Origin of the sequence: Phytobacter palmae (assembly GCF_039409775.1) — a bacterium.
GTDB lineage: Bacteria > Pseudomonadota > Gammaproteobacteria > Enterobacterales > Enterobacteriaceae > Phytobacter > Phytobacter palmae.
This window is the reverse complement of the sequence record NZ_JBCIVJ010000017.1, coordinates 44066-70703: the sequence shown is the minus strand read 5'-3', so window position 1 is coordinate 70703 and position 26638 is coordinate 44066. Positions and strand designations below refer to the sequence as shown.

At 51.8% G+C, this 26638-nt stretch carries 25 protein-coding genes, 2 pseudogenes and 1 riboswitch; of the genes and pseudogenes, 16 read left to right on the top strand and 11 right to left on the bottom strand.

All coding sequences use genetic code 11. From position 1 onward, the window contains the following. Positions 1-9: 9 nt before the first annotated feature. Complete coding sequence (locus tag AAIG39_RS19275) at positions 10-639, bottom strand: OB-fold-containig protein (RefSeq protein ID WP_115464826.1); 630 nt, start codon at positions 637-639, stop codon at positions 10-12. A gap of 183 nt (positions 640-822) precedes the next feature. Continuing rightward, on the bottom strand, positions 823-1128 hold the full coding sequence (gene ubiK, locus AAIG39_RS19270) for a ubiquinone biosynthesis accessory factor UbiK (protein ID WP_103278114.1): 306 nt from the start codon (positions 1126-1128) through the stop codon (positions 823-825). 123 nt (positions 1129-1251) lie between these two features. After that, positions 1252-1401, top strand: a riboswitch (FMN riboswitch). Between the two features lie 95 nt (positions 1402-1496). Here ubiK and ribB point away from each other — a divergent pair. Together ribB and AAIG39_RS19260 are read left to right on the top strand one after the other, a co-directional pair. Next, positions 1497-2150 carry a 3,4-dihydroxy-2-butanone-4-phosphate synthase gene (ribB, locus tag AAIG39_RS19265; RefSeq protein WP_047373081.1) on the top strand — a complete coding sequence of 218 codons (654 nt, stop codon included), beginning with the start codon at positions 1497-1499 and terminating at the stop codon, positions 2148-2150. A 195-nt stretch (positions 2151-2345) separates the two neighbouring features. Next, entirely contained in the window at positions 2346-2558 is a 213-nt protein-coding gene (locus AAIG39_RS19260; RefSeq protein ID WP_343194517.1) for a hypothetical protein, read from the top strand. A 22-nt stretch (positions 2559-2580) separates the two neighbouring features. Here the strand turns inward: AAIG39_RS19260 and zupT are convergent, their stop codons facing one another. Beyond that, entirely contained in the window at positions 2581-3360 is a 780-nt protein-coding gene (gene zupT, locus AAIG39_RS19255; protein ID WP_343194516.1) for a zinc transporter ZupT, read from the bottom strand. A 197-nt stretch (positions 3361-3557) separates the two neighbouring features. Here zupT and ygiD point away from each other — a divergent pair, with 197 nt between their 5' ends. Next, positions 3558-4346, top strand: a complete 789-nt coding sequence (gene ygiD / locus AAIG39_RS19250; protein WP_103278112.1) for a 4,5-DOPA-extradiol-dioxygenase — start codon at positions 3558-3560, stop codon at positions 4344-4346. A 123-nt stretch (positions 4347-4469) separates the two neighbouring features. On the opposite strand, the gene AAIG39_RS19245 is transcribed toward ygiD, so the two are convergent. The 3 genes from AAIG39_RS19245 to tolC form a co-directional block, all read right to left on the bottom strand. Then, complete coding sequence (locus AAIG39_RS19245; protein WP_343194515.1) at positions 4470-5630, bottom strand: glutathionylspermidine synthase family protein; 1161 nt, start codon at positions 5628-5630, stop codon at positions 4470-4472. Positions 5631-5635: 5 nt separating this feature from the next. Further along, positions 5636-6307, bottom strand: coding sequence for a DUF1190 family protein (locus AAIG39_RS19240; protein ID WP_103278111.1), 672 nt, complete (start codon positions 6305-6307; stop codon positions 5636-5638). A gap of 159 nt (positions 6308-6466) precedes the next feature. Then, positions 6467-7912, bottom strand: coding sequence for an outer membrane channel protein TolC (tolC, locus tag AAIG39_RS19235; protein ID WP_343194514.1), 1446 nt, complete (start codon positions 7910-7912; stop codon positions 6467-6469). 205 nt (positions 7913-8117) lie between these two features. Between tolC and nudF the strand changes: the two genes are divergently transcribed. The 5 genes from nudF to parE are packed head-to-tail and all read left to right on the top strand — an operon-like array spanning position 8118 to position 12530. Next, positions 8118-8750 (top strand): ADP-ribose diphosphatase, encoded by a 633-nt coding sequence (nudF, locus tag AAIG39_RS19230; RefSeq protein WP_047373088.1) that lies wholly within the window; start codon positions 8118-8120, stop codon positions 8748-8750. Next, on the top strand, positions 8747-9169 hold the full coding sequence (locus tag AAIG39_RS19225; protein WP_047373089.1) for a DUF1249 family protein: 423 nt from the start codon (positions 8747-8749) through the stop codon (positions 9167-9169). The genes nudF and AAIG39_RS19225 overlap by 4 nt, the downstream gene beginning before the upstream one ends. Positions 9170-9193: 24 nt before the next feature. Beyond that, on the top strand, positions 9194-10021 hold the full coding sequence (cpdA, locus tag AAIG39_RS19220) for a 3',5'-cyclic-AMP phosphodiesterase (RefSeq protein ID WP_047373090.1): 828 nt from the start codon (positions 9194-9196) through the stop codon (positions 10019-10021). After that, positions 10021-10596 carry an esterase YqiA gene (yqiA, locus tag AAIG39_RS19215; protein WP_343194513.1) on the top strand — a complete coding sequence of 192 codons (576 nt, stop codon included), beginning with the start codon at positions 10021-10023 and terminating at the stop codon, positions 10594-10596. The genes cpdA and yqiA overlap by 1 nt, the downstream gene beginning before the upstream one ends. A 41-nt stretch (positions 10597-10637) precedes the next feature. Next, positions 10638-12530, top strand: coding sequence for a DNA topoisomerase IV subunit B (parE, locus tag AAIG39_RS19210; protein WP_103281530.1), 1893 nt, complete (start codon positions 10638-10640; stop codon positions 12528-12530). A gap of 48 nt (positions 12531-12578) precedes the next feature. On the opposite strand, the pseudogene AAIG39_RS19205 reads toward parE, so the two are convergent. Further along, positions 12579-13421, bottom strand: a pseudogene (locus AAIG39_RS19205) (MFS transporter); the annotation flags it as partial. A gap of 226 nt (positions 13422-13647) precedes the next feature. Here AAIG39_RS19205 and AAIG39_RS19200 point away from each other — a divergent pair. Continuing rightward, complete coding sequence (locus tag AAIG39_RS19200; protein ID WP_343194512.1) at positions 13648-14988, top strand: IS110 family RNA-guided transposase; 1341 nt, start codon at positions 13648-13650, stop codon at positions 14986-14988. A 47-nt stretch (positions 14989-15035) separates the two neighbouring features. Here the strand turns inward: AAIG39_RS19200 and AAIG39_RS19195 are convergent. Next, positions 15036-15698: pseudogene (locus AAIG39_RS19195) on the bottom strand (MFS transporter); the annotation flags it as partial. Positions 15699-15718: 20 nt separating this feature from the next. Continuing rightward, positions 15719-17125, bottom strand: a complete 1407-nt coding sequence (uxaC, locus tag AAIG39_RS19190; protein WP_343194511.1) for a glucuronate isomerase — start codon at positions 17123-17125, stop codon at positions 15719-15721. A 325-nt stretch (positions 17126-17450) separates the two neighbouring features. On the opposite strand from uxaC, the gene uxuA reads away from it, so the two are divergent. The 3 genes from uxuA to AAIG39_RS19175 all read left to right on the top strand — a co-directional run bounded on the left by uxuA (position 17451) and on the right by AAIG39_RS19175 (position 19462). Beyond that, positions 17451-18521 (top strand): mannonate dehydratase, encoded by a 1071-nt coding sequence (gene uxuA, locus AAIG39_RS19185; protein WP_343194510.1) that lies wholly within the window; start codon positions 17451-17453, stop codon positions 18519-18521. A gap of 259 nt (positions 18522-18780) precedes the next feature. Further along, positions 18781-19113, top strand: coding sequence for a TehB family protein (locus tag AAIG39_RS19180; protein WP_103278106.1), 333 nt, complete (start codon positions 18781-18783; stop codon positions 19111-19113). Positions 19114-19123: 10 nt separating this feature from the next. Then, positions 19124-19462, top strand: coding sequence for a DUF1869 domain-containing protein (locus AAIG39_RS19175; protein WP_103278105.1), 339 nt, complete (start codon positions 19124-19126; stop codon positions 19460-19462). A 215-nt stretch (positions 19463-19677) separates the two neighbouring features. On the opposite strand, the gene AAIG39_RS19170 is transcribed toward AAIG39_RS19175, so the two are convergent. Then, positions 19678-19992, bottom strand: a complete 315-nt coding sequence (locus tag AAIG39_RS19170) for a putative quinol monooxygenase (protein ID WP_039078088.1) — start codon at positions 19990-19992, stop codon at positions 19678-19680. Positions 19993-20022: 30 nt separating this feature from the next. Beyond that, a complete protein-coding gene (locus AAIG39_RS19165) occupies positions 20023-20604 on the bottom strand; it encodes an NAD(P)H-dependent oxidoreductase (protein WP_047373098.1) in 582 nt (193 codons plus the stop codon). Positions 20605-20806: 202 nt separating this feature from the next. Between AAIG39_RS19165 and AAIG39_RS19160 the strand changes: the two genes are divergently transcribed. The 4 genes from AAIG39_RS19160 to ftsP all read left to right on the top strand — a co-directional run bounded on the left by AAIG39_RS19160 (position 20807) and on the right by ftsP (position 26521). Then, a complete protein-coding gene (locus AAIG39_RS19160) occupies positions 20807-21673 on the top strand; it encodes an AraC family transcriptional regulator (protein ID WP_343194509.1) in 867 nt (288 codons plus the stop codon). A 195-nt stretch (positions 21674-21868) separates the two neighbouring features. Beyond that, positions 21869-24127: a DNA topoisomerase IV subunit A gene (gene parC / locus AAIG39_RS19155; protein ID WP_047373100.1), complete on the top strand. Its 2259-nt coding sequence runs from the start codon at positions 21869-21871 to the stop codon at positions 24125-24127. A gap of 174 nt (positions 24128-24301) precedes the next feature. After that, positions 24302-25039, top strand: a complete 738-nt coding sequence (locus tag AAIG39_RS19150; protein WP_103278102.1) for a 1-acylglycerol-3-phosphate O-acyltransferase — start codon at positions 24302-24304, stop codon at positions 25037-25039. A gap of 69 nt (positions 25040-25108) precedes the next feature. After that, on the top strand, positions 25109-26521 hold the full coding sequence (gene ftsP / locus AAIG39_RS19145) for a cell division protein FtsP (RefSeq protein ID WP_085005776.1): 1413 nt from the start codon (positions 25109-25111) through the stop codon (positions 26519-26521). The last annotated feature ends 117 nt before the right edge of the window (positions 26522-26638 follow it).

Sequence of the window (26638 nt, the reverse complement as noted above, 5' to 3'; positions counted from 1 at the left end):
CTTTTGTTTTTACAATTCATTTGGCCAGGGATTCAACTCCGCCAAATAACGGCTGGCGGACAACCGACAAATAATGAGAACCTTATCACCGCGTTTAAAGGTTTTTCCCTCTTCAGGTTCCAGAAGTAAATAATGCACCTGTCCAAATTTATCTTTAAATTTTCCTTCGCAGGGGCGTTGAGGTGCCGCGCTGTGACCTGTGATAATGGCCATGGCACCAATAAAATCATCTTCTGTGATTGCGCTGGTTTCATCTCCCGGTAACCAGCGCCCCAAAAACTTGCCGGTGTAGTGTGTGCTAATACCTGAGAAAATAAGGCAAAATGGGATAAGGGCTATGTTGGGAAGCGGGGTCTGCAGCAGTGTGACGCTCAGATGCTGCAAAAAAATACCAGACAGTCCGAAGCACCCGGCGATAAGGCAAAGGACAACCAGCGCGGGAACGCGACCAAAATTAAGGTAATGGAAAAATTGATTCAAATGGCCGGAAGCGACTCCGTCATAATCACCTAAATGTGAGTCAATGACGCCAGAAATAACATTCCCAAAGAACAGCGAGACAATTTCCACGATACCTATAAGCGCCACCAATGTGAGGGAGAAAAAGTAAGGTGAGTAGTATTCAGGAAAAATATCCATATATTCTCCTTGGGTTATTATTTTTAATAAAGGCAAATAAGGCCTTTAGTATCGAAGGCAATAATATCACGAATGGGGAAGTAACAAAAAGGCAGAGGGACTACCGGAATATTGTAGGGGTAATCAAGGACACTTTATTGATTACCCCTTTGCGGGCAAAGACTCAGGGACGCTGGCGTGAGCTTACGCGCCCGTCTCCGACGAATCAACTGGAGGGATCGCCGGGGCCGGTTTCACCTCTGCTGAGGCATTGCGGTTTTCCAGTTCGTTAAGACGTTGCTCAAGCAGTGCCAGTTTTTCACGCGTGCGCAACAGTACCTGCGTCTGTACGTCAAACTCTTCGCGGCTGACCAGGTCAAGACGGGTCAACTGCGCCTGCAGGGACTGGCGGATTTTTTTCTCAACATCTTCCCCGAACTCGCGGATCCCTTTTGGCATCGATTCGTGGACCTGACGCGCAATCTGTTCAATTTTTTTCGGGTCAATCATTTGTAAGTTCCCTGTTCGGATAGGTTCTGACAATTATTGTAGTGTGATATGCCATAACGATAAACCAGATTTGTTTGAAGGTTTCGCGTTGCCGAAGGTAATCAATAGCGTTATAGTTATCCCGCTTATTCTCAGGGCGGGGCGAAATTCCCCACCGGCGGTAAATCAGCCTACGCTGAAAGCCCGCGAGCGCTTTTGATGAAAATCGAAAGGTCAGCAGATCCGGTGTAATTCCGGGGCCGACGGTTAAAGTCCGGATGGGAGAGAGTAACGATTCAGTTGGGCCTGGAGGCCCGCTCGCGTTATTTTTTTATACTCCTAAGACTGCCCTGATTCTGGTAACCATAACTTTATTGAGGTCTTTTACCATGAATCAGACGCTGCTTTCTTCTTTTGGCACGCCATTCGAACGTATTGAAAATGCTTTAACTGCACTGCGCGAAGGTCGCGGTGTGATGGTTCTCGATGATGAAGATCGCGAGAATGAAGGCGATATGATTTTTGCTGCTGAAACCATGACCGTTGAGCAGATGGCGCTGACCATCCGTCACGGTAGCGGTATTGTTTGCCTGTGCATCACCGAAGATCGTCGTAAACAACTTGATCTGCCGATGATGGTTGAAAACAACACCAGCGCTTACGGTACCGGCTTTACCGTTACCATCGAAGCCGCTACAGGGGTTACTACCGGGGTTTCTGCGGCTGACCGTGTTACCACCGTGCGTGCTGCCATTGCTGATGGCGCTAAACCTTCTGACCTGAATCGTCCGGGCCACGTTTTCCCGCTGCGTGCGCAGCAGGGTGGCGTGTTGACTCGCGGTGGCCATACCGAAGCGACGATTGATCTTGTCTCCCTGGCAGGGTTCAAACCGGCTGGTGTGCTGTGTGAACTGACGAACGATGATGGCTCCATGGCGCGCGCGCCGGAATGTATCAAGTTTGCACGCGAGCACAACATGGCCGTTGTCACTATTGAAGATCTGGTGGCCTATCGTCTGGAGCATGAGCGTAAAGCAAGCTAAGCGATAGCTATGCTTTGCAAAGAATCCGAAGCCGGACCGCCTGCTTCGGATTTTTTTATTTCCTTGTTAGTCCCTTGCTGAAAATATCTCATTTCTCCGCTTTGTTGATCTCGCTAATGGCGACATCGGCTTGCTACTTATAAAGTGGTATCCATGACGTAATGGCTCGCATAACCAGCGGGATAAGGAAGGGATATGCTGATTTACTGGTGCGGTTTTTTGGTCGTTGTGTTCGTGATGTTCGCACATATCATGTGCTTGCGACGTAATTGCAGGGCATTTCGCCAGGATCGTGATGCGCAACAGGAAGGATACCAGCGCGCGTTAAAGATCATCCAGTCGATGCAAGCAAAGGAGCAAGAGCAGGTGAAAGCTGAGGCGGCCTCCGGAAGCGGCGTTGCTCAATAGGCGCGAGCAACGCCTGTATGTATTAACCCAATCCCATTGTTTGTAGCGCAACCAGGCTAAGACCCATCACTGACATCCCACAAAGCACGCCATAGCTTGGGTTGTTGTTGGGGTCGATCTCTTTTGCCAGCGGCATCAGTTCATCGACAGAGAGCGCGACCATAATTCCGGCAACCGCCGCCATGACCGCCGCCATCACCATCGGGGAGACCAGACTTCCCAGAATCAGCCAGGCCAGAACCCCACCAAGAATTTCTGCAAGCCCGGAAATCCCCGCCCAAAAAATTGCCGTGCCCTTTGAACCAGTTGCCGCATAAACCGGGCCGGCAACCGCAAGGCCTTCTGGAATATTGTGCAAGGCTACCGCCAGGGCAATACCGAAACCCAGTTCAAGGTCGTTACTGGCTGTCACAAAGGTGGCGATGCCCTCCGGAAAGTTATGCAGGCTGATACCCAGCGTTAATAAGATCGCCGTACGTTGAATTTTGCGGGAGGCAGGGTGCTGTGAACACGCGCTCTGCATTAAATCCTGCGGATGCGCATGGGGGAGCATACGGTCAAGAGCAAAATAGCCCAACAGGCCAATGACGAACATCCCGTAGCCCAGCATGGGTGACATGCCCTCAGTTGCCAGTGCGGCTGGTAACATCTCCATAAGGGAGATAAGCAGCATAATGCCGGCGGCAAATCCCAGCGAGAATGCCAGTACACGGTTTGACGGTTTCTGGCCAAGAACCCCCAGAAAGGCGCCGATAAAGGTGGCAGCGCCGGCAAGTAACGTCAGAATCAGTGGGGCTGACATCTCTCTCTCCTTATGATAATGCTTCTCATTAATGTTAAATATTAATGGATGCCAAAGCGAGGCCGTTGCGTTACCTTTACGCAATCCTTACATTCAAAAATTCTGAATATCTTCATCATGCTAATCTGAGTTCATCACCCGGGGAATAAGCGTAATGTGTGTTCATCAAATATGACACACTCAGTAAGGATATCATCATGTCTGCACCTCGCATGCCAGCACTGTTTTTGGGCCACGGCAGCCCGATGAATGTTCTGGAAGATAACGTTTATACCCGCGCCTGGGCTCGGCTTGGCGAAACATTGCCGCGTCCTAAAGCTATTGTGGTTGTCTCAGCGCACTGGTTTACGCGTGGTACCGGGGTAACGGCGATGGAAGCGCCGCAGACAATTCATGACTTTGGCGGTTTCCCTCAGGCGCTGTACGACACCCATTACCCGGCTCCGGGTTCACCTGCGCTGGCCCGGCATCTGGTTGAACTGTTATCACCCGTGCCGGTTACTCTGGATAAAGAAGCATGGGGTTTTGACCACGGCTCCTGGGGCGTGTTGATCAAAATGTATCCGAATGCCGATATTCCGATGGTGCAGTTGAGTATCGACAGTACCAAACCGGCGGCATGGCATATGGAAGTGGGGCGTAAGCTGGCAGCACTGCGTGATGAAGGCATTATGCTGGTGGCGAGCGGTAACGTAGTGCATAACCTGCGCACGGCACGCTGGCATGGCGATAGCTCGCCTTATCCGTGGGCGACCGCTTTCAATGAATTTGTGAAGGATAACCTGACGTGGAAAGGGCCGACCGAGCAACATCCGTTGGTTAATTATCTGGAACATGAAGGCGGTTCACTTTCTAACCCGACACCGGACCATTTCCTGCCGCTGCTCTATGTGCTGGGGGCGTGGGATGGGGTGGAGAGTATCTCGATTCCGGTAGACGGTCTTGAGATGGGCAGCCTCAGTATGTTGTCGGTGCAGATAGGCTAAGGCTTTGTTGCCGGGTAAGCGTACAGTATGCGTACCCGGGATATTCCCGAATGCGGCGGTTGCCTTATCCGGGCGACGGCTCAGGAGCCCCGGGTAAGTGCGCCCAGGGCTTCTGGATGCACATTATTCAACAAAGACATGCGGATAGAAGCGCGACAGATCCTGAGTGATCAACGCCCGGTCTTCACGAATGCCAATACCTGCGGGTTGATCGTTGATAAGCCAACTGCCAATCAGCATATAGCTGTCGCCATATCTGGGTAACTGGCAGAACTGCTGGACGATCATTCCTTCTTCACCGTATGGACCTTCGACTTTTTCAACCGTTTTGCCATTTTCGATGATGGACACATTCGCCCCTTCGCGAGAGAAGATAGGCTTAAGCACGTATTTGTCCATTTCCGGATGCGCGTCTTCGGCAAACCAGGCGGGCAACAGATTCGGATGGTTCGGGAACATCTCCCACAGCATTGGCAGGAGTGCTTTGTTCGAAATGATGCTCTTCCATGCGGGTTCCAGCCAGCGTACGCCCGCATCTTCCAGCTTGGTTGAGAAAACTTCGCGCAGCATATACTCCCACGGATACAGCTTAAACAGATTACTGATCACGTGATCCTGCAGATCGGTAAACTGTCCTTTTTCCCCGAGGCCGATATCTTCGATATAAAGAAACTCGCTGGCCACATCGGCTTCGGCGGCGCAGTCTTGCAGGTATTGCACGGTACCGCGGTCTTCGACGGTATCGCGACAGCAAGCGAAATGTAGCAGGTTAAAGCCATATTGCTCGCGTAGCGCGGCAAAACGCTCAATCAGTTTTTCCTGCAGGCTGTTGAATTGATCGCAGCTTTCCGGCAGTTTGCCCGCCGCTATCTGATCTTCCAGCCAAATCCACTGAAAAAATGCCGCTTCATACAGTGAGGTTGGCGTATCGGCATTATTTTCCAGCAGCTTAGGTTCGCCGGTACCATCCCATGCCAGATCCAGGCGTGAATAAAGCGACGGCTGTCCGGTTTTCCACGACTGGCGCACAAAGCCCCATGTGTGCCTGGGAATGCGGAATTTCGCCAGCAATTCGTCACTGGCGATAACCTTGTCCACAACCTGCAGACACATCTGATGGAGCTCGGCGGTAACATCTTCCAGTTTCTCGACCTGGGCGAGCGTCAGTTTATAGTAGGCGTCTTCACACCAGTATGGTTCGCCGTACATGGTGTGAAAGTTGAAACCATACTCGGTGGCTTTCTCGCGCCAGTCGGGCCGTTCGGCAATAGTTATTCTTTCCATGGTCATCAGCCGCCCATTGAACGGGTTGAGGTGCCGCTGGCGCTACGCTGCATTGAAGCCTGTTTGGCCACCGACTCGCCAAAGCCGCCACGTGTGACGGTGGTGGTGGTGGCCGGTTTTGGCGCCATCGCGGTTTTCGAAACTGTTGCACTACGCCCTGGCTGGGCAGCGCCGTAACTTTTGCCGCTGGCATCGGTGTACTGGCCATAGGCCGGGCTGGCCGGGTTTTTGGAGCTGAACAGCGGCTGCTGGGCATAACCCGCGCCGCCACCCATCAGGCGGCCCATCATGTAACCCGCCATTAGCGGCATCCAGAAGCTACCGCCAGACTGTTGTGCCTGCGCCTGGTTTTCCGTCGCCACGCCAGCCTGAGCTGGTGCTTGCTGACACTGGCCTTCGCCAAATTCAGCCACACAGTCTTCGCGAGATGCGTATTTCGGCGCGGTACGTGCTGCTTCTTTCAGCGCGTTGTCATAGGTGGTTTTGCATTCGGCGCTTTTGCCCGGGTTTGCCGAAGAGCAGTCATCGGCATTCTGATACATTTTTACCGTTTCATCGTTTTGTTCGCACCCTGCCAACATAAAGACGGCAGTCACGGCCAGCGCCACGGGCGTCAGGTGACGAGCGCCCCAGCTTTTGCGAAACATCGCATGATTAATATTCTTTGTCCGTTTCATATTTGTCTTCCGAGACCCACAGGTATTAATAAAAGGTCAGGATAGTGGATGAGTGTCTGAAAATGAAGCAGGCTGCGGGTCAGCAGGGGGGATCTTTACGTTGCCTTACGTAAATACGGGGGCTAAGTGCCCCCGTAACGATAATGCGGGAAAAACGAATTAACGCGTTGTTTTGCGTACGCTGGCTGGCTGTGCCTGCGACGCTTGTCCGTTTGCCATCTTCTCAACGCGAGCTTCTTGCTCCGGGTTTTCCGGGGCGACATTTTCCGGCGAGGTTGAGACAGGTTTACCCAGTGTGTTGTTCAGCGCCAGCAGATCCTGTTCATTCAGTGTGCCGAGAGCAGATTTGATATTCAACTGGTTAATCAGGTAGTTATAGCGCGCGCTGGAGAGCTGCTGCTTCGCGTTATACAGCGTGGTAGTTGCGTCCAGTACGTCCACAATGGTACGCGTACCCACGGAGTAACCTGCTTCCATCGCATCCAGTGAGCTTTGTGCAGAAACAACGGCTTGTTTATATGCGTTGATGCTGCTGATGGAGGCATTCACATTATTGTAGGAGGAACGGACAGTCTGCACGACGCTGCGGTGCGCGCTTTCGAGTTGCTCGCTTGCGCCAACAAAGTTGTACTGTGCCTGTTTCACCTGTGAATTCACCATCCCGCCCTGATACAGCGGCAGGGAGAAGCTCAGACCCACTTTATTCTGGCCAATTTTGCTGTCGTCATACCGGGCGCTGTTTGTGCGGGAGCCGCTGTAAGACGTATTTGATACTGCGGTGGACGCGGTCAAATCCAACGTAGGCAGGTGACCGTCTTGCGCCTGGCGAATCTGCTCACGAGCCAGATCCTGACTCAAACGTGCCTGCAACAACGTCAGGTTGCGACTTTCCGCGTCTTTCAGCAGTGCGTTCACCGCCTGCGGTTTGTCTGTTTTGAAACCATCAACATTCAGGGATGCCAGTTGCGGATAGTAGTTACCGGTGACCTGACGCAGTGACTCGACGGCATTGTCGAGGTTGTTACGGGCGGTCACTTCGTTAGCCAGTACCGTGTCATACTGTGAACGGGCGTTCTGTACATCAGTAATAGCCACCAGACCCACATTAAAACGCTGGGTTGTTTGGTCCAACTGACGGTAGATAGCCTGTTTTTGCGCTTCGGTATAAGAGAGCGAGTCAATCGCGCTTAATACGTTAAAATAAGCGGTAGCGGTATTTAAAATGAGCGTTTGCTGGTCGGTCTGGTACGTCACATCCTGGATGCCCGCGGATTTTTCCTGTAACGTCAACGCACGCCATTTAGACATATCAAACAAGGTTTGCGTAAGCTGCAGGGAGCCGCTGGTGGCATTGGAGTTCACACCATTGCTGTCGCGGTAGCCATTGCTGTAGGTGTAATCCGCACCCAAACCCAGCTGTGGCAGTAACGGGCTGCGCGCTTCGTTAATTTTCTCGAAAGCTGCATCACGATCGGCGGCGGATTTACGCAGATCGGGGTTGCTTAAACGCGCCTGCTGATAAACCTGCAACAGGTTTTCTGCCTGGCTCATAGCGCTGAAACCTGTCAGGCTCAGGCCGATAAGAATGGGGAGCAATTTCTTCATTTGCATTCCTTGTTGTGAAGCATGAATAGCGCTGATCTAAATTCAGAAATATTCGCCGATTCTAACAGAGAGCGCCACCGCTGAAGGTTGGCGTAAAGTGCCATCCGACGTAAATTTGCCCCAATCTATCACATGGCAGTTGAAACGGCAGTCAAACAGGCTTGAAAACCACAAAATCAACATTAATTAATAACAGGATATCCGCATGAGTAAGCCAGAAACCTCTGCTGTGACTTTCACAAAAAACGATGTAGAAATTATTGCACGGGAAACGCTCTATCGCGGTTTTTTTTCGCTCGATCTCTACCGTTTTCGTCACCGTTTGTTCAACGGTGAGATGAGCGGTGAGGTACGTCGTGAAATTTTTGAACGCGGCCATGCCGCAGTCTTGCTACCCTTTGACCCAGTAAGGGATGAAGTGGTGTTGGTCGAACAGATTCGTATTGCCGCGTTTGATACCAGCGAAAGCCCGTGGTTGCTCGAGATGGTCGCAGGCATGATCGAAGAGGGCGAGTCTGTTGAAGATGTCGTTCGACGCGAGGCGGTAGAAGAAGCCGGGCTGAACGTGGGGCGCGTGAAGAAGATGTTGAGCTATCTGGCAAGCCCAGGGGGCACCAGCGAGCGCTTATCCTTGTTGGTTGGCGAAGTGGATGCCACGCAGGCCGAAGGTATTCACGGCCTGGTGGATGAAAACGAAGATATTCGTGTTCATGTGGTGAGCCGGGAACGGGCTTATCAGTTAGTAGAAGAGGGGAAAATCGACAACGCAGCGTCTGTCATCGCCCTGCAATGGCTGCAACTGCATTATGAGAGCTTACGAAACGAGTGGAAAAAATGAAGCGTTATACACCTGACTTCCCTGAAATGATGCGCCTGTGCGAGACCAATTTCGCACAGCTCCGCCGCCTGCTGCCGCGTAACGACGAGACAGGCGAAACAGTGAGCTATCAGGTGGCGAATGCGCAATACCGGTTAACGATTGTCGAATCCACCCGCTACACTACGCTTGTGGAAATCGAACAGACCCTGCCCGCGGTGAGTTACTGGAGCCTGCCGTCAATGACAGTGCGTCTGTATCACGACGCGATGGTAGCCGAAGTGTGTTCGAGTCAGCAGATCTTTCGTTTTAAAGCGCGTTATGATTACCCGAATAAAAAGTTGCATCAACGCGACGAAAAGCATCAAATTAATCAGTTTCTGGCCGACTGGCTACGTTACTGTTTAGCACATGGAGCAATGGCGATTCCGGTTTGTTAGCGTAGTGAAACCTAAGGACACCATTTGGAAAGCCTGTTAAACCTTCCTCTGGCTGGTGGGGCCAGAGTCAGGATATTACAAATTACTGACACTCACCTGTTTGCCGAAAAACATGAAACGCTGTTAGGTGTGAATACCTGGGAAAGCTATCAGGCCGTACTGGATGCCATTCAGGCCCAGCAGCGTGAGTGTGATTTGATTGTCGCCACGGGCGACCTGGCGCAGGATCAGACCGCTGCGGCTTATCAGCATTTTGCTGAGGGCATCGCAAGATTTGGCGCGCCTTGTGTCTGGCTACCAGGCAATCATGATTTTCAACCGGCGATGTATACCGCACTGCAGGAAGCAGGAATTTCCTCCTCCAAACGGGTAATCACTGGCGATAACTGGCAAATTCTCCTGCTTGATAGCCAGGTGTTTGGCGTTCCACACGGTGAACTGAGTGAATTTCAGCTCGACTGGCTGGAAAAAAAACTGAGTGCCAGCCCTGAACGTCATACGCTGCTATTGTTACATCATCACCCGCTGCCTTCAGGATGTAGCTGGTTGGATCAACACAGCCTGCGCAATGCCGCAGAGCTGGATAACGTGCTGGCGCGTTTCCCTCATGTCCGCTACCTGTTATGTGGACATATTCACCAGGAGCTGGACCTCGACTGGAATGGCCGTCGCCTGTTAGCGACGCCATCAACCTGTGTGCAGTTTAAACCGCATTGTGCCAACTTCACTCTCGACACAATCGCGCCTGGCTGGCGCTGGCTGGATCTGTACCCGGACGGAAGCCTGCAAACTGAGGTCTGTCGTTTGCAAAGCACGCGGTTCAATCCGGATACCGCGTCAGAAGGATACTGATGGCCACGCTTCTTTATTTGCATGGTTTTAACAGCTCGCCGCGTTCTGCGAAAGCAACGCAGTTGCGTCATTGGCTGGCTGAATATCACCCTGATATCGACGTTGTCGTTCCCCAGTTGCCCGCTTACCCTGCGCAGGCAGCAGAATTGCTGGAATCGTTAGTGATGCAGCATGGCGGGCAACCGCTGGGTATTGTCGGTTCGTCGCTGGGGGGCTACTACGCAACCTGGTTATCTCAGTGTTTTACGCTGCCAGCGGTGGTGGTGAATCCTGCCGTTCGCCCGTTTGAATTGCTGGCGGAGTTCCTCGGTAACAACGAGAACCCCTACACCGGGGAGCAATATGTGCTAGAGTCTCGCCATATTTACGAGCTCAAAGTGATGCAAGTCGACCCGCTGGACGCGCCGGATTTAATCTGGTTGCTGCAACAGACAGGGGACGAAGTGCTGGATTACCGCCAGGCCGTGGCGTATTACGACGCATGTCGTCAGACGGTTGAAGAGGGCGGTAACCATGCATTTGTGGGCTTTGAGAATCATTTCACACAGATTGTCGATTTCCTTGGGCTCCATTGAGCCAACGGGGAAACGAAGCGGTCATTATCTACGAACACACCATGACGCAATCCTATAACGCTGATGCCATAGAGGTACTCACCGGGCTTGAGCCGGTTCGCCGCCGTCCGGGGATGTATACCGATACCACCCGTCCCAACCATCTTGGTCAGGAAGTTATTGATAACAGCGTGGACGAAGCGCTGGCAGGTCACGCGAAGCGCGTGGATGTCATTCTTCACGCCGATCAATCTCTCGAAGTCATTGACGATGGTCGCGGTATGCCGGTGGATATCCACCCGGAAGAGGGCGTGCCAGCGGTCGAGCTGATTCTTTGTCGTCTGCACGCGGGCGGCAAGTTTTCCAACAAGAACTATCAGTTCTCCGGTGGCTTGCACGGCGTAGGGATTTCCGTGGTCAACGCCTTGTCTCGCCGCGTGGAAGTGAATGTGAAGCGTGACGGCCAGATTTATAATATCGCTTTCGAAAATGGCGAGAAGGTCAGCGACCTCAGCGTTGTCGGTACCTGTGCGAAACGCGCGACCGGCACCAGCGTCCACTTCTGGCCAGACGAGAAGTTTTTCGACAGCCCGCGTTTTTCCGTCTCTCGTCTGACCCATTTGCTGAAAGCGAAAGCCGTGCTGTGCCCTGGGGTGGAAATCACTTTCAAAGATGAGGTGAACAACGCCGAACAGCGCTGGTGCTATCAGGACGGTCTGAACGACTATCTTGCCGAAGCGGTGAACGGCCTGCCGACCCTGCCGGAAAAACCGTTTATTGGCAACTTTGCTGCTGAAACCGAAGCGGTGGACTGGGCGCTGCTCTGGCTGCCGGAAGGCGGTGAGCTGCTGACGGAGAGCTACGTTAACCTGATCCCGACCATGCAGGGCGGTACCCATGTAAACGGTTTGCGTCAGGGGCTGCTCGACGCGATGCGCGAATTTTGCGAATACCGCAATATCCTACCGCGCGGCGTGAAGCTCTCGGCGGAAGATATCTGGGAACGCTGTGCATATGTGCTGTCGGTGAAGATGCAGGATCCGCAGTTCGCCGGCCAGACTAAAGAGCGTCTGTCATCGCGCCAGTGCGCGGCCTTTGTGTCCGGCGTGGTGAAAGATGCTTTTAGCCTGTGGCTCAACCAGAACGTGCAGGCCGCAGAAATGCTGGCGGAAATGGCGATTTCCAGTGCCCAGCGCCGCCTGCGCGCCGCGAAGAAAGTGGTGCGTAAAAAGCTCACCAGCGGCCCGGCGCTGCCAGGTAAACTCGCGGACTGTACCGCACAGGATCTCAACCGGACCGAGTTGTTCCTGGTGGAAGGGGACTCGGCGGGCGGTTCTGCCAAGCAGGCACGCGATCGTGAATATCAGGCGATCATGCCGCTGAAAGGCAAAATCCTGAATACCTGGGAAGTCTCCTCCGATGAGGTGTTGGCATCCCAGGAAGTGCATGATATCTCTGTGGCGATCGGTATTGATCCCGACAGTGACGATCTGAGCCAATTGCGTTATGGCAAGATTTGTATTCTGGCGGATGCTGACTCGGATGGACTACACATTGCGACGTTACTGTGCGCGCTGTTTGTGAAACATTTCCGGACACTGGTAAAGAACGGTCACGTCTACGTTGCATTGCCGCCGTTGTATCGTATCGATCTGGGTAAAGAGGTTTACTATGCCCTGACCGAAGAAGAGAAAACGGGTGTCCTGGAGCAGCTTAAGCGTAAGAAAGGCAAGCCGAACGTGCAGCGCTTTAAAGGCCTGGGTGAAATGAACCCGATGCAGTTGCGCGAAACGACACTCGACCCGAATACCCGCCGCCTGGTGCAGCTGGTTATCAGTGACGATGACGACCAACGCACCAATGCGATGATGGACATGCTGCTGGCCAAGAAACGTTCGGAAGATCGCCGTAACTGGTTACAGGAAAAAGGCGATATGGCGGATATTGAAGTTTAAACAATTGAGACTCTTCAGGCCGGGTGGCCTGAAGAGTGTTTGCCTCAGTTAGTCCATTATCGCTTTCTGTTTTGGTGAAAGGCGTTTTGTTTCAGGGGCACTTTCAGGCCACAGTTTTTCATATTTTACCCCGGTCAGATCTTCCACAATGTTGCGCGTTTCAGCCGTTACGGCTGCACGTGAGCCGTTCTTTTTCAACCTTTCTACTTCATCAACAAACACTTTGTGAGTCTGTTTATTCAGATGGAAGGTCAATGCCTGCCATAAAGCGAGCACCAGCAAGCCTGCGGTACCGATAAACAGCGTCGTGGCAATGGTATGAACAGCTTGCTCTGGCTGAACCTGGCTGCCTTTTACAAAACCGCCTTCCTGCAGAATAAAACCGACAATAAAGGTCGCGATAGCGACGGTGGTTTTGCGAGAGAAGGTCATCACCGCAGCAAACAGGCCTTCACGGCGCTGACGCGTAATCATCTCATCAATGTCCGGAATAAACGGAAAGACGTTCCACGGCGTGAATTCCAGAACACAGCGGCCCACCTGGTACAAACCGGCAAGGATAATCAGTAACAGGGCTTTTTGTTCCGTCGGGAAGAGATAAATCAGCAGAATGCCGCCAAGGCAAAGCATCATCAGGCTATAGGCAAAAACATACAATTTTGACGGGCCAAATTTGATGATGCCGAAACCGGCCACCAGCGTAACGGGCAGACCGATAATACTCATCGACAGCAGGCTTCCCGCAAATGCAGAAGAAACTTGCAGGCAATAGACACAGAAAAATACAAAAACGGTGTTGTAAATATCTTTAGCGGTAAAGGAGAGCAGATAGATGGCCAGATGTTTACGGAAAGCTCTGACTTTCAGCGTTGACACGTAATCCTTAAAAACTGTCTATGGGTGAAACCCCGTCCTGAATCTCAGAAACTCCCCGGAAAAGTTGGCAGGCTAATTTAGCGAAGGAAGCAGCCGTCGGCCTTTTGGTGGTATGACCCCGTAAAAAAACATGGTTCAGGGACTGTGGCGGATCCGACAGTGGTGACTTTGATCCCGTTCAGGAAGGTGATTTCTCCGTCGTCCCCTCCTTCGTTCATCGAAAATGAGCAAGGAGATTTCCATGAAAAAATCCTCCCGAATGTCTATTGTCCATCCTCATGCTGCGGGCGTTGATATTGGCGCTGAGTTCCACGTTGTCGCCGTACCGCCTGATGCTGACACCGAACCAGTCAGGACTTTTCAAAGTTTTACTGGCGATCTTCAGCGGATGTCTGACTGGCTCAAAACCTGTCACATTACGACCGTCGCCATGGAGTCCACCGGCGTTTACTGGTTGCCTGCTTTTGAGATCCTTGAAGCTGCGGGTTTCAAGGTGATCCTTGTTAATGCCAGAGACGCAAAAAATGTTCCCGGTCGCAAGACCGATGTCAACGATGCCCAGTGGTTGCAGAAACTGCATTCATTTGGTCTTCTCCGTGCCAGTTTCAGACCTGAACACGACATTTCTGTACTCAGGTCTTATCTGAGGCAACGGGAACGCCTGACTGAATACCGGGCTGCGCATATCCAGCATATGCAGAAGGCGCTGATGCAGATGAATGTGCAATTACATCATGCTGTATCGGATATCACTGGCGTTACCGGTCTTTCAATCGTCAGAGCTATCATCAGTGGTGAGCGCGATCCTTCAATGTTGATCCAGTATCGTGATGTGAGATGTAAAAAGACGCCAGAAGTACTTCGGCAGGCACTGACAGGGAACTGGCAGCCTGAGCATCTTTTTGCACTTGAACAGTCGGTTGCATTTTTCGATTTTTACCAGGAAAAGATCCGCGAATGTGATGATCAAATCGAAACCTCATTATTGCAGCTCAGTACCGGAATTGAAGAGCCGGAAGGGGTATTGCCCTCCGCCAGACATCGTACAAAACAACCCAATCAGCTTTCCTTTGATGTCAGACCATTACTCTGGAAAATTACAGGGGCAGATCTGACACAGATACATGGGTTCGGACCTTATCTGGCACTAAAATTCATTGCAGAATGCGGTACTGACATGAACCGCTGGCCGGATGCGAGCCATTTTACCTCGTGGCTATGTTTGTCCCCGGGAAATAAGATCTCCGGTGGAAAAGTGCTGTCCTCGAAAACACGGCGTTCATCCAGTCGAATTGCTGCCGCACTCAGACTGGCAGCCACAACAATTGGCCGGAGCGATACCGCGTTGGGCGCTTTTTATCGTCGATTATCATCCCGTATCGGGAAAGCAAAAGCAGTCACTGCAACGGCAAGAAAACTGGCAATACTGTTCTACAATGCCCTGAAGTATGGACAGAAATATGTCGATCCTGGCGCAGATTATTATGAAGAGCGCTACCGTAGTCGCGTACTAGATGGGCTTAAGCGAAGAGCAAAATCACTGGGTTACTCTCTCCAGCAGGATCCTGAATTATGTGTTTGAACCGGGAGTTTCTCAGGAAGGCCCAAAATATTGACCCGTGAAGCTGAGCGGTTGCTTTCCAGTTCGGCAAGCATTTCCGGCGTTAATTCGCGCTCCCAGGTCACTTTCCATGAGATAAATACACAAACCATAAAAGCCACGGCAAATACAATGCCGTTTATCAGGTAGGCTTCCGCACTCTTTTCACCAAGGTAGCCAATCAGCAGACCCGGAATAAATGTGGCGAGAAAGGTGCCCGTTGCGGAAAGAAACATACGCCCTGTAGAAAGTTTGGTCCTGGAGTTGAAATCTTTGGTCATTTCAGACGGGAGTGTTTCCCACGGAATAAGCACCATGGCAGCGATAATTTCAAAGGCGAGATAAACGCTGAGATAGAACCAATAGTTCATGCCATTAAGCCAAAGAAGGGCATAAACCAGCATCAACGGTGAACCAATCAACAGGAAAAACCGGCGACGGCCAAATTTCTTACCAAGTGTATTTTTATAAAAATGGTCGGTGAATGATCCCATGAACAAGCTGATTATTGCATCGACAATTCGCGCTATTGCCACGATGGAAGCCGCTTGTAATGGTGAGAGACCAACAAAAGTTGTGTAATAAAATAATAGCCATGCGCCAATGACGGTAAATGCGCCACCCCCCATGATATCGGTAAGGCCATAACCGATACTGACAGGGATGGTGATTTTTCTTTCTGAGTTTTTCATGTTTTATCTCGATAGTAAAATCAGAAATTGAAATAAGAACGGGCGTTATCAGCGCAAATCCCTTTGACCATACTGGATAAAATATCCATATCCTCTGGTACTTCGCCCCGGTCCACCCAACCGCCTATAAGATTGCAAAGAATACGTCTGAAATAATCATGGCGGGTATAAGAAACAAAACTACGGGAATCAGTAAGCATGCCAATGAAATTAGCAAGCAATCCTAGATCGGATAATGTCGTTAATTGATTGAGCATGCCTCGCTGGGTATCGTTAAACCACCATCCAGAACCGAATTGCATGGGTGATTTAATCCCTTCTTCGCCACTCTGAAAATTAGCCAATGCGGATGCTACAATATCGTTGTAGCCAGCATTTAAGTTGTAGATAATGGTTTTAGGCAAGCCGTCATTTTCCACCATTGCGTTGAGCAGGGCATTTAAATTAGCAGCCAGATTTTGTTGGTCGGCAATTGAATCAAAACCGCTATTAATGCCAATGGCGTGATATTGCGGCATATTGTTATTGCGGATAGCACCGAAATGAATCTGCATCGCCCACTCTTTTTGCTTATAGAGGGCGGCAAGTTTCACCAGCATAATGCTGTTCCATGCCTGCATCCCCTCAGGAGAAAGCGCCTGTTGCGCCATACGGGCTGCAAAAAGCGCCTCTGCCTGATCATCGTTGACGCGCTGATAGCTCACTTCCAACGGACCATGGTCGGAAATGCGGCAGCCAACTTCATGAAAGAAATCGATACGCCCGGCAATGGCAGCAATGAACGATGAAAAATGCGTAACAGTGACTGAGCTTATTTCACTGAGCTGATCAATAAATTGGCTAAAGCGGATGGGATCCGCTTCGAATAATTCATCAGGGCGAAATGTCGGCAGAACGCGCGTTGTGAATCCTTTCTCATTTTTAAGAAGTTGGTGATATTTCAGATCATCAAGAGGTTTATCTGTCGTGCAAATAATCTCAACATTCGACCGCGTAATAAGTTTGCGCGGAGTAAAATCACTGGTTTTCAATTTGTTGTTACATTCATTCATTACTTCGCGCCAGTTGCTATGGCTTAGCGGAGTGTGAATATCAAAATAGTGAGCTAATTCAAGGTGCGTCCAGTGATATAATGGGTTGCCAAAGCTGGATTCAACTGTTTTAGCCCAGGCCTCAAATTTTTCCTCAGCAGAAGCATTGCCTGTAATATATTTTTCCTTAATGCCATTGGCGCGCATAGCTCGCCATTTGTAATGGTCGCCTTCAAGCCAGAGATGGGTGATATCGCGAAAGGGGGTGTTTTCGAAAATATCCTTCGCTTCAAGGTGACAATGATAATCCAGTATCGGTTGTTTCTTAGCATAGCGCGTATATAGCATTTTTCCTGCGCGACTGTTAATCATAAAATCGTCGTTAATCAACGTCATGACCGACTTGCTCCTGAAATTTTTACCTGAGGGAATTCTTGAGATGCATTAACTGAGCTGTATTTACGGTATACCTAAAAAACATTCAGTCTACTACCATACTAGATTAGTTTTTAATTATGTGAAGATGGTCAAATTTTGAAATGGTGTTTTAATCGCGTTTACGGGTTAGTTATTAACGGATGCTTAACATACTACTTAATCTATTTAACCTCGCTTATTGATTTACAAAATCTATTGATTATTGAAGCTCGTCGTTTTACTGTACCACTCATCATCTACTAGTATGGTAGATATTTTTATTCATTCGGGTTGAGGTTGTTTTATGCAGATGACAATGCGGTGGTTTGGGCCAAAAGAGGACAAGGTTTCTCTGGAGTATATTCGCCAGGTTCCGGGCGTCGAAGGTGTAGTCGGCGCGTTGTACGACGTCCCGGTAGGCGAAATCTGGCCCGAAGATAAGATTGAAGCGCTGGTCGGCCAGGCCAGTGCTGCCGGGCTGAAAATGGAGGTTATCGAAAGCGTTAATATTCATGACGACATTAAAATTGGTCTGCCGAGCCGCGATCGTTACATAGCCAATTACCAGCAAACCATTCGACATCTGGCGCGGTATGGCGTGAAAGTCATTTGCTACAACTTCATGCCTGTTTTTGACTGGATGAAGACTGACATGAACTATGTTCTGCCAGACGGCTCCCTGACCATGGCATTTGAGAAGAAGGATATTGATAAAAGCCTGGAAGAGGTGGTCAGTGAAGTGCTCAGTCATTCAAACGGCTTTGCGCTGCCTGGCTGGGAACCGGAACGACTGGCGCAGGTACAGAAATTATTTGCCAGTTATAAAGAGGTCGATGACGAAAAACTGCGTGAAAATTTAGTTTATTTTCTTAAGGCAGTGATTCCGGTTTGTGAAGATGTTGGCGTCAAAATGGCTATTCATCCGGACGATCCGCCGTACTCTATTTTCGGCCTGCCGCGCGTGGTCAAAAATCGTCAGGATCTGGATTGGCTCTGCAACGCCGTGAATTCAGAAGCCAATGGCATCACTCTTTGCACGGGGTCAATTGCAGAAGACCCTGAAAACAATGTCTACGAAATTCTGGCTGAATTTACCCGTCGCAAGCGTATTCATTTTGCCCATGTGCGTAATATTAAGCTTATAAAAGATAAAGATTTTTATGAGTGCGCACATCCATCGCAGTACGGATCTCTGGATATGTACAATGTGATGAAAGCGCTGCATGACAATGGTTTCGATGGTTATATTCGCCCGGATCATGGTCGCTTTATCTGGGGGGAGACCGGGCGCCCGGGCTATGGATTATACGATCGCGCACTGGGTGTCACTTACCTGGTGGGCCTGTGGGAAGCGTTACAAAAACAGTCTGCGTAATGTTCTGAAACTGGCGATACCCCATCGCCAGAACCCTGTGATACTGAAATCAGGGGCGCCTGGATAAGGCGTGTTACGGCGCAACCGGATGGCCCGGATGCGCTTTTTAATACCCCTTTAACTCTCTTCTTCCCGGTCTACCCCCTCTCTACCCCTCATGTTGTACAACGCCGCTTCAACGCTTTTATTCTCTCCTTAAAGGTGTATTTTATTTGCAATATATCGTTTCAACCGACATTCACTTTATTAAGGATGAAACATGCAACGTATTGTTATACCGACACATTATGTGCACGTGCGATCAACACCGTTATGGACTAAAGAGACTGCGCCCGCCTCTATATGGCAACGCCATCTGGATGCCGGGACGCGACAGGGGGTAAATCCACGCTTGTGTGTTATGCAGGGGGCGATTCGCTATTACGGCTATGCCGACGAAACCAGCCCGCTGCCGGTGGAAACGCTGACCATCGAAGCCGGTCAGTTTGGCGTATTTCCGGCAGAAAAGTGGCATCGCATTGAAGCGCTATCAGACGATACGGTATTCAACGTCGATTTTTGGGTCGATCCCAACGTACTGATTGAAGGGTGAGGTGGATGTCATGACAACGGAAAACAAAGGCTATTCTCTGGCCGTCACAAACCGCGGCAGCAAAACAACCGCAGAGAAAGTGTATCTGAAACCGATGGCGCTTTATGTGCCGGATATCGCCGTCACGGCGGTAGCAGAGCTGGTTGAAACATTGGCGGACAAGAGCGCAAGCGAGCAGGGTTTTATTCTGACGGTGACCAATAACAATAACGGCGTGTCAGTGGATAAAGATTTCTCTGCGCTGGCCGAGTTGCAGGATGCCACCGTAGCAGCGGATGCGGTCAAGGATCTGATTAATATCGTGCGTGGCTATGAATCAGACGAAGAGACCAACGTCTGCGGATGGTAAACTGGCTCCGATGCTGCATGTGTAATACCGTCATCGTGATTTACCCCTGTGAAATGAAAATCTCTAACCTTTCGTTTGACATGGGTAATTGCAAGGCGGGGCACGTGGCTTTTGCGATATTGTAAAGGCGTCTGGCCTGTCTCTTGTGTAGCCCGGACATGGCGTTTACGCCACATCCGGGAAACCCCGAGACAAGTTCGGGGTACATGAGGGGATTAAACCCCTTGTTCCAGAATGCGGATATGCGTTTCCAGAACATCGCCTTTCACGGCTTCGCTCCAGGCTTTCATATGTGGCGTTTGCAGATGTGCTTCTAAGTGCGCCACGCTTTCCCAGTTTTCCACCATGATGATGGAGTCCGGTGCGCTCGTCTGGAAACTGACGCCTGCGGCATGGTCAACCCACGGCGCATAGCCATGGCACCCCTCTTCCTGCAACACGGTCGGGATAATTTTTGCGAATTGATCAAGGACCGCCTGGCGATGGTGCTGGCCAGGACGGGTACGAATTTCAGCAATCACTGTCAACATGGTTAACTCCTTCTAAGTCCAGCTTCACAGTTAAGCAAAAATCTCCGCAAGATGCTTGCGATATTCCTCAATATAACGCGGCACATCTGGCATTTTGATCACGTCATTCGCGATAAAGCTCGGCAGGGCTTCCATCCCGAGGAACTGATTCGCTTTATGGAACGGCAGATAAACACCGTCAACGCCGACGCCATGGAAGAACTGCTCTTCATCGGTAAATGCATCAAGCGGGGCGTTCCAGGTCAGAGAAAGCATATATTTTTTACCCTGAATCAGACCACCGGAACCGTACTTTTTCGCGCCATCAGAACGGGTACGGCCGTCACTGGCGTACAGCGAGCCGTGGCCTTCGGTAAACACATCGTCCATGTATTTTTTCACAGTCCAGGGGGCGCCCATCCACCAGCCGGGCATCTGCCAGATAACCACATCGGCCCAGAGAAAATTCTGCACTTCTTCTTTAACATCATAATCTCCGTCGGTACGTACGCTTTTTACAGCGTGCCCGTTGTCGCGCAGGAAACTTTCCGCGACGGAGGTAAGGGTGTCATTGAGTTGGCCTTTGGAGTGGGCGAATTTTTTAGCGCCGTTGATAATCAGGATGTTGCTCATTTTTTTGTCCTTAGCGAAACGTTAATGCCGGTTATTTTATCCCGCATCCGTCGGTGACAAAATTGGCAAAGCGTGCAAAGACTTTTGCGTTTAGAGCAATAATCGTTCTCAGGTGTCGTACTGAAACGACCGCGCGTAATACGCAAGATCGGTCAGGATTAACGTCTGCCGAATCGCCAAAGTAGAGCCTCAGGAGGATGCGATGAACGACACGCGTAAGGCGGATTATTCAGCACGTTTCAGAATGGTTTGTCACTATATTGAACGTCATCTGGATGAGCCTTTATCACTGGAGGCGTTGAGTGCGATTGCGCACTGCTCGCCTTTCCACTTTCACCGGATGTTTACGGCCTGGAGCGGGTTACCGCTTTATCGCTATATTCAGTGGCTGCGGCTGCGTCACGCCTCATGGCGGCTGGCGTTTAATCCGCACGATAAAATTATCGATATTGCCCTGGATGCCGGTTTTCAAAATCCGGAGTCGTTCAGTCGCGCCTTCAAAACGGCGTTAGGCGCCAGCCCCCGTCAGTTCCGTCTCGAACCGGACTGGGTGAACTGGCACCGACGCGTACCGAAAAACGTTTTACAGGAGCGAACGATGAAAGAGATCAAGATAGTCGTATTCCCGACCACGCCGGTGGCAATACTCAGACACCGGGGCGACCCGGCACGGGTGAATGCCAGCGCGGCGACATTTATTGAGTGGCGTCGAAGCAGTGGACTTTCGCCGGTTGAGCGTTATCCGACTTACGGTATTGCGTGGGACGATCCCGCATCAGTGCCTGCAGACGCGTTCCGCTTTGATATTTGCGCGGCCGTGGAGCAGACAGTGCCGGCGAATACGTTTGGCGTAGAAAATGGAGAGATCCCCGGCGGGCGCTGCGCGGTCATCCGTCACCATGGCTCTCTCGATTCCGTAGGTGAGAGCGTGTATCACCTCTATCGGCACTGGCTGCCGGAGAGTGGCGAAACCGTGCGTGACTTCCCGGTTTTTTTTCATTATCTGAATCTTGTGCATCAGGTGCCTGAGCACGAACTCAAGACCGATATTTATCTTCCCCTCGCATAAGCATAACGCGGTCGCCAGCCTTCGGCGGCCGCTGCCATGTGGATAAATGGCTAAATGATTCCTGACCAGACAAAAGTCCCCCGGCGCGATCGGTTTTGTATGCGCATCACTATGCCTTAACGTCACAGATAGGGTAGTATCTGCGGCAATATTGCCGCCGAAAAGGCGGACGCACACGTTGAGGAATCACACTTAATGAGCGATATGGCAGAGCGCCTTGCGCTACATGAATTTACGGAAAACGCGTATCTGAACTATTCCATGTACGTCATCATGGACCGTGCGTTGCCGTTTATCGGTGATGGCCTGAAACCTGTTCAGCGTCGCATTGTTTACGCTATGTCTGAATTGGGGCTGAGTGCCAGCGCCAAATTCAAAAAATCCGCTCGTACCGTGGGCGACGTATTGGGTAAATATCACCCACATGGCGACAGCGCCTGTTACGAAGCCATGGTCTTAATGGCACAGCCCTTCTCTTACCGTTATCCGCTGGTTGACGGGCAGGGGAACTGGGGGGCGCCGGACGATCCGAAATCCTTCGCCGCAATGCGTTATACCGAATCCCGTTTGTCGAAATACGCAGAAGTGCTGCTGGGTGAACTGGGGCAGGGCACGGCGGATTGGGTACCGAACTTTGACGGTACGTTGCAGGAGCCGAAGATGCTCCCTGCGCGCCTGCCGAACATTCTGCTCAACGGCACCACCGGCATTGCGGTCGGGATGGCGACCGATATTCCACCGCATAACCTGCGCGAAGTAGCAAAAGCGGCGATCGCCCTGATTGAACAGCCGAAAACCACCCTTGACCAGTTGCTGGATATTGTCCAGGGGCCGGATTATCCGACCGAAGCGGAAATTATCACGTCGCGAACTGAGATCCGTAAAATTTACGAGAACGGGCGTGGCTCCGTGCGGATGCGTGCGGTGTGGAAAAAAGAAGACGGCGCAGTGGTAATTACCGCGCTGCCGCACCAGGTTTCCGGTGCGCGCGTACTCGAACAGATTGCCGCCCAGATGCGCAACAAAAAGCTGCCAATGGTGGATGATCTGCGCGATGAGTCCGACCATGAAAACCCGACCCGTCTGGTCATTGTGCCGCGCTCCAACCGCGTGGATATGGAGCAGGTGATGAATCACCTGTTTGCCACCACCGATCTGGAAAAAAGCTACCGTATTAACCTGAACATGATCGGTCTGGATGGTCGCCCGGCGGTGAAAAACCTGCTGGAAATCCTCACCGAATGGCTGACATTCCGTCGCGATACGGTACGTCGCCGCCTGAATTACCGTCTGGAGAAAGTGCTCAAGCGCCTGCATATCCTTGAAGGTCTGCTGGTGGCCTTCCTGAATATTGACGAAGTGATTCATATCATTCGCACCGAAGATGAGCCGAAGCCGGTTCTGATGTCGCGGTTTGGCATCAGCGAGACCCAGGCCGAAGCCATCCTCGAACTGAAATTGCGCCACCTCGCCAAACTCGAAGAGATGAAAATTCGCGGTGAGCAGGACGAGCTGGCAAAAGAGCGCGATCAACTGCAGGCTATCCTTGCCTCTGAGCGCAAGATGAACAATCTGCTCAAGAAAGAGTTGCAGGCGGATTCTGATGCCTTTGGCGACGACCGCCGTTCACCGCTGCATGAGCGCGAAGAAGCGAAGGCGATGAACGAACACGATATGCAGCCGTCTGAGCCGGTGACTATCGTGCTGTCGCAAATGGGTTGGGTGCGTAGCGCCAAAGGCCATGACATTGATGCGCAGGGCTTAAGTTATAAAGCGGGCGACAGCTGGAAGGCGTCGGCGAAAGGCAAGAGCAATCAGCCGGTGGTCTTCATCGACTCGACCGGGCGCAGTTACGCCATTGACCCCATTACTCTGCCTTCCGCGCGCGGGCAAGGGGAGCCGTTAACCGGTAAATTGACCCTGCCGCCGGGTGCCGTGGTTGAACACATGGTCATGACTAACGAAGACCAGAAACTGCTGATGGCGAGCGATGCTGGCTATGGTTTTGTCTGCACGTTCAACGATCTGGTGGCGCGCAACCGTGCGGGTAAAACGCTGATCAGCCTCCCGGACAACGCTCGTGTGATGCCGCCGCTGGAAATTGAAAACGACGCGGATATGCTCCTGGCGATCACCACGGCAGGGCGCATGCTGATGTTCCCGGTGGGCGATCTGCCGCAGTTGTCAAAAGGCAAAGGCAACAAGATCATCGGCATTCCATCGGCGGAAGCTGCAAAAGGCGAAGACGGCCTGGCGCATCTCTATCTGCTGCCGCCGCAAAGCACGCTGACGATTCATGTGGGTAAACGTAAAATCAAACTGCGCCCGGAAGAACTGCAGAAAGTGCAGGGGGAACGTGGTCGTCGTGGGACATTGATGCGCGGGTTACAGCGTATCGACCGCGTTGAGATTGATTCGCCGTCCCGCCCCAGCGCCGGAAACAGCGAAGAGTAACCGTTCTGCATTCATCCCCCGCTCATCCGTGGGGGAATGACTAATTTTTCCCGTAAAAGCGTTGTTTATTCCAGAGTTGCGATTAACAATACGTTTTTACGCCCCCGCATCTCACCAGGCCTGAGCGTTGCAGGCTAGTGTTTATGGACATAGGGATGGGTTTTCGAGGTAGCTATGCTATTTATTGTTCGCTTCATTATCGTTGTTATTTATTCCATTCTGGTGTGTGTCTTTGGTTCTCTTTACTGCCTGTTCAGCCCGCGTAATCCGAAGCATGTTGCTACCTTCGGGCATATGTTCGGCCGGCTGGCGCCGGTATTCGGCTTAAAGGTTGAAAAGCGTTTCCCGCAGGGTTACCAGCAGCATGGCAAGGCTATATATATCGCGAATCACCAGAACAACTACGATATGGTCACCGCGTCTAACATCGTGCAACCCCCTACCGTCACCGTCGGCAAAAAGAGCCTGCTGTGGGTGCCGTTTTTTGGTTTGCTTTACTGGTTAACGGGCAATCTGCTGATTGATCGTAATAACCGGGCAAAGGCGCACGGCACCATCGCCCAGGTGGTAAAGCATATTCAGAAACGCAATATTTCTGTCTGGATGTTCCCGGAAGGGACCCGAAGCCGTGGGCGTGGTTTACTACCATTCAAAACGGGCGCGTTCCACGCGGCCATTGCCGCTGGTGTGCCGATCATCCCGGTTTGTGTGTCTGGTACGTCGAATAAAATCAATCTTAACCGCCTGAAAAACGGGCTGGTGATTGTCGAAATGCTGCCGCCAATCGATACCACCGGCTACGGTAAAGATCAGATTCGTGAACTGGCCGCGCGTTGCCATGAGCTGATGAAAACGAAAATCGATGAACTGGACAAAGAAGTGGCTGAGCGCGAGGCCACGGGACGGGTCTAATCCTTTTGCTATATTGATGCCGGGAAATGATTTTCCGCGCGGTTTATTCAGTTTTTACACGGAGCAATTATGTCACTCAGTCGGCGTCAATTTATCCAGGTATCCGGAGCTGCATTCTGTGCAGGCGCGATACCGCTGAGGGCGAACGCCGCCGGGCAGCAGCCGCCGCTGCCGATACCTCCGTTAATTGAATCCCGTCGCGGGCAGCCCCTTTTCCTGACACTCCAGCGCGCGCACTGGTCATTTGCCACCGGAACGCGCGCTCAGGTTTGGGGAGTAAACGGGCGTTATCTTGGACCGACGATTCGGGTCTGGAGCGGCGATGACGTCAAAATGATTTACAGTAACCGCCTGGCGGAAAATGTCTCCATGACGGTGAGCGGGCTACAGGTGCCCGGGCCACTGATTGGCGGCGCCGCGCGGATGATGACCGCGAATAACGACTGGGCGCCGGTGTTGCCGATTCGGCAAAGCGCCGCCACGCTCTGGTATCACGCCAACACGCCGAACCGAACCGCGCAGCAGGTCTACAATGGCCTCGCCGGAATGTGGCTGGTGGAAGATGACGTCAGTAAATCTCTGCCCATCCCGAACCACTACGGTGTGGATGATTTTCCGATCATTATCCAGGATAAACGGCTGGATAATTTTGGTACGCCGGAATACAGCGAGCCAGGCAGCGGCGGCTTCGTGGGCGATACCCTGATGGTCAACGGCGCGCAAAGTCCGTTTGTCGAAGTGTCGCGCGGCTGGGTACGTTTACGTCTGCTCAATGCCTCCAACTCACGTCGTTATCAGTTGCAGATGAGCGATGGACGTCCTCTGCACGTGATCTCCGGCGATCAGGGGTTTTTGCCGGTTCCGGTGTCGATCAAACAACTGGCGCTGGCGCCGGGTGAGCGGCGCGAAGTCCTGGTTGATATGACCAATGGTGATGAGGTTTCGGTTACCTGCGGTGAAGCCGCTGGCATCATGGATCGTCTGCGCGGCTTTTTTGAGCCCTCCAGTATTTTGATTTCCACCCTCGTGCTGACGCTGCGTCCTACCGGACTGTTGCCGCTGGTTACCGATACATTGCCGATGCGGCTGTTGCCATCGGACATCATGACCGGCACACCAGTGCGTAGCCGCGATATTACGCTGGGAAGCGATCCGGGGATCAACGGGCAACTGTGGGATCCGCAACGTATCGACATCACCGCCCAGCAGGGCTCGTGGGAGCGCTGGACAGTACGTGCCGACATGCCGCAATCGTTCCATATGGAAGGCGTACAGTTCCAGGTGCGTAACGTCAACGGTGCCATGCCGTTCCCGGAAGACCGTGGCTGGAAAGATACCGTGTGGGTTGATGGCCAGGTGGAGCTGTTGGTCTATTACGGGCAACCGTCATGGCCGCATTTCCCGTTCCAGTATGGCAGTCAGACGCTGGAGATGGCGGATCGCGGCTCGATTGGTCAGTTGCTGGTGAATCCGGCGGCATAATCCCCCTCTCTCCACAGGGGAAGAGGAGAAAACCATACCGTAGCCCTGGTAAGCGAAGCGCCGCCGGGGCGAGGGGGAAAGCCCCACACATATTCCTTCATTTCATGTATTGATCCA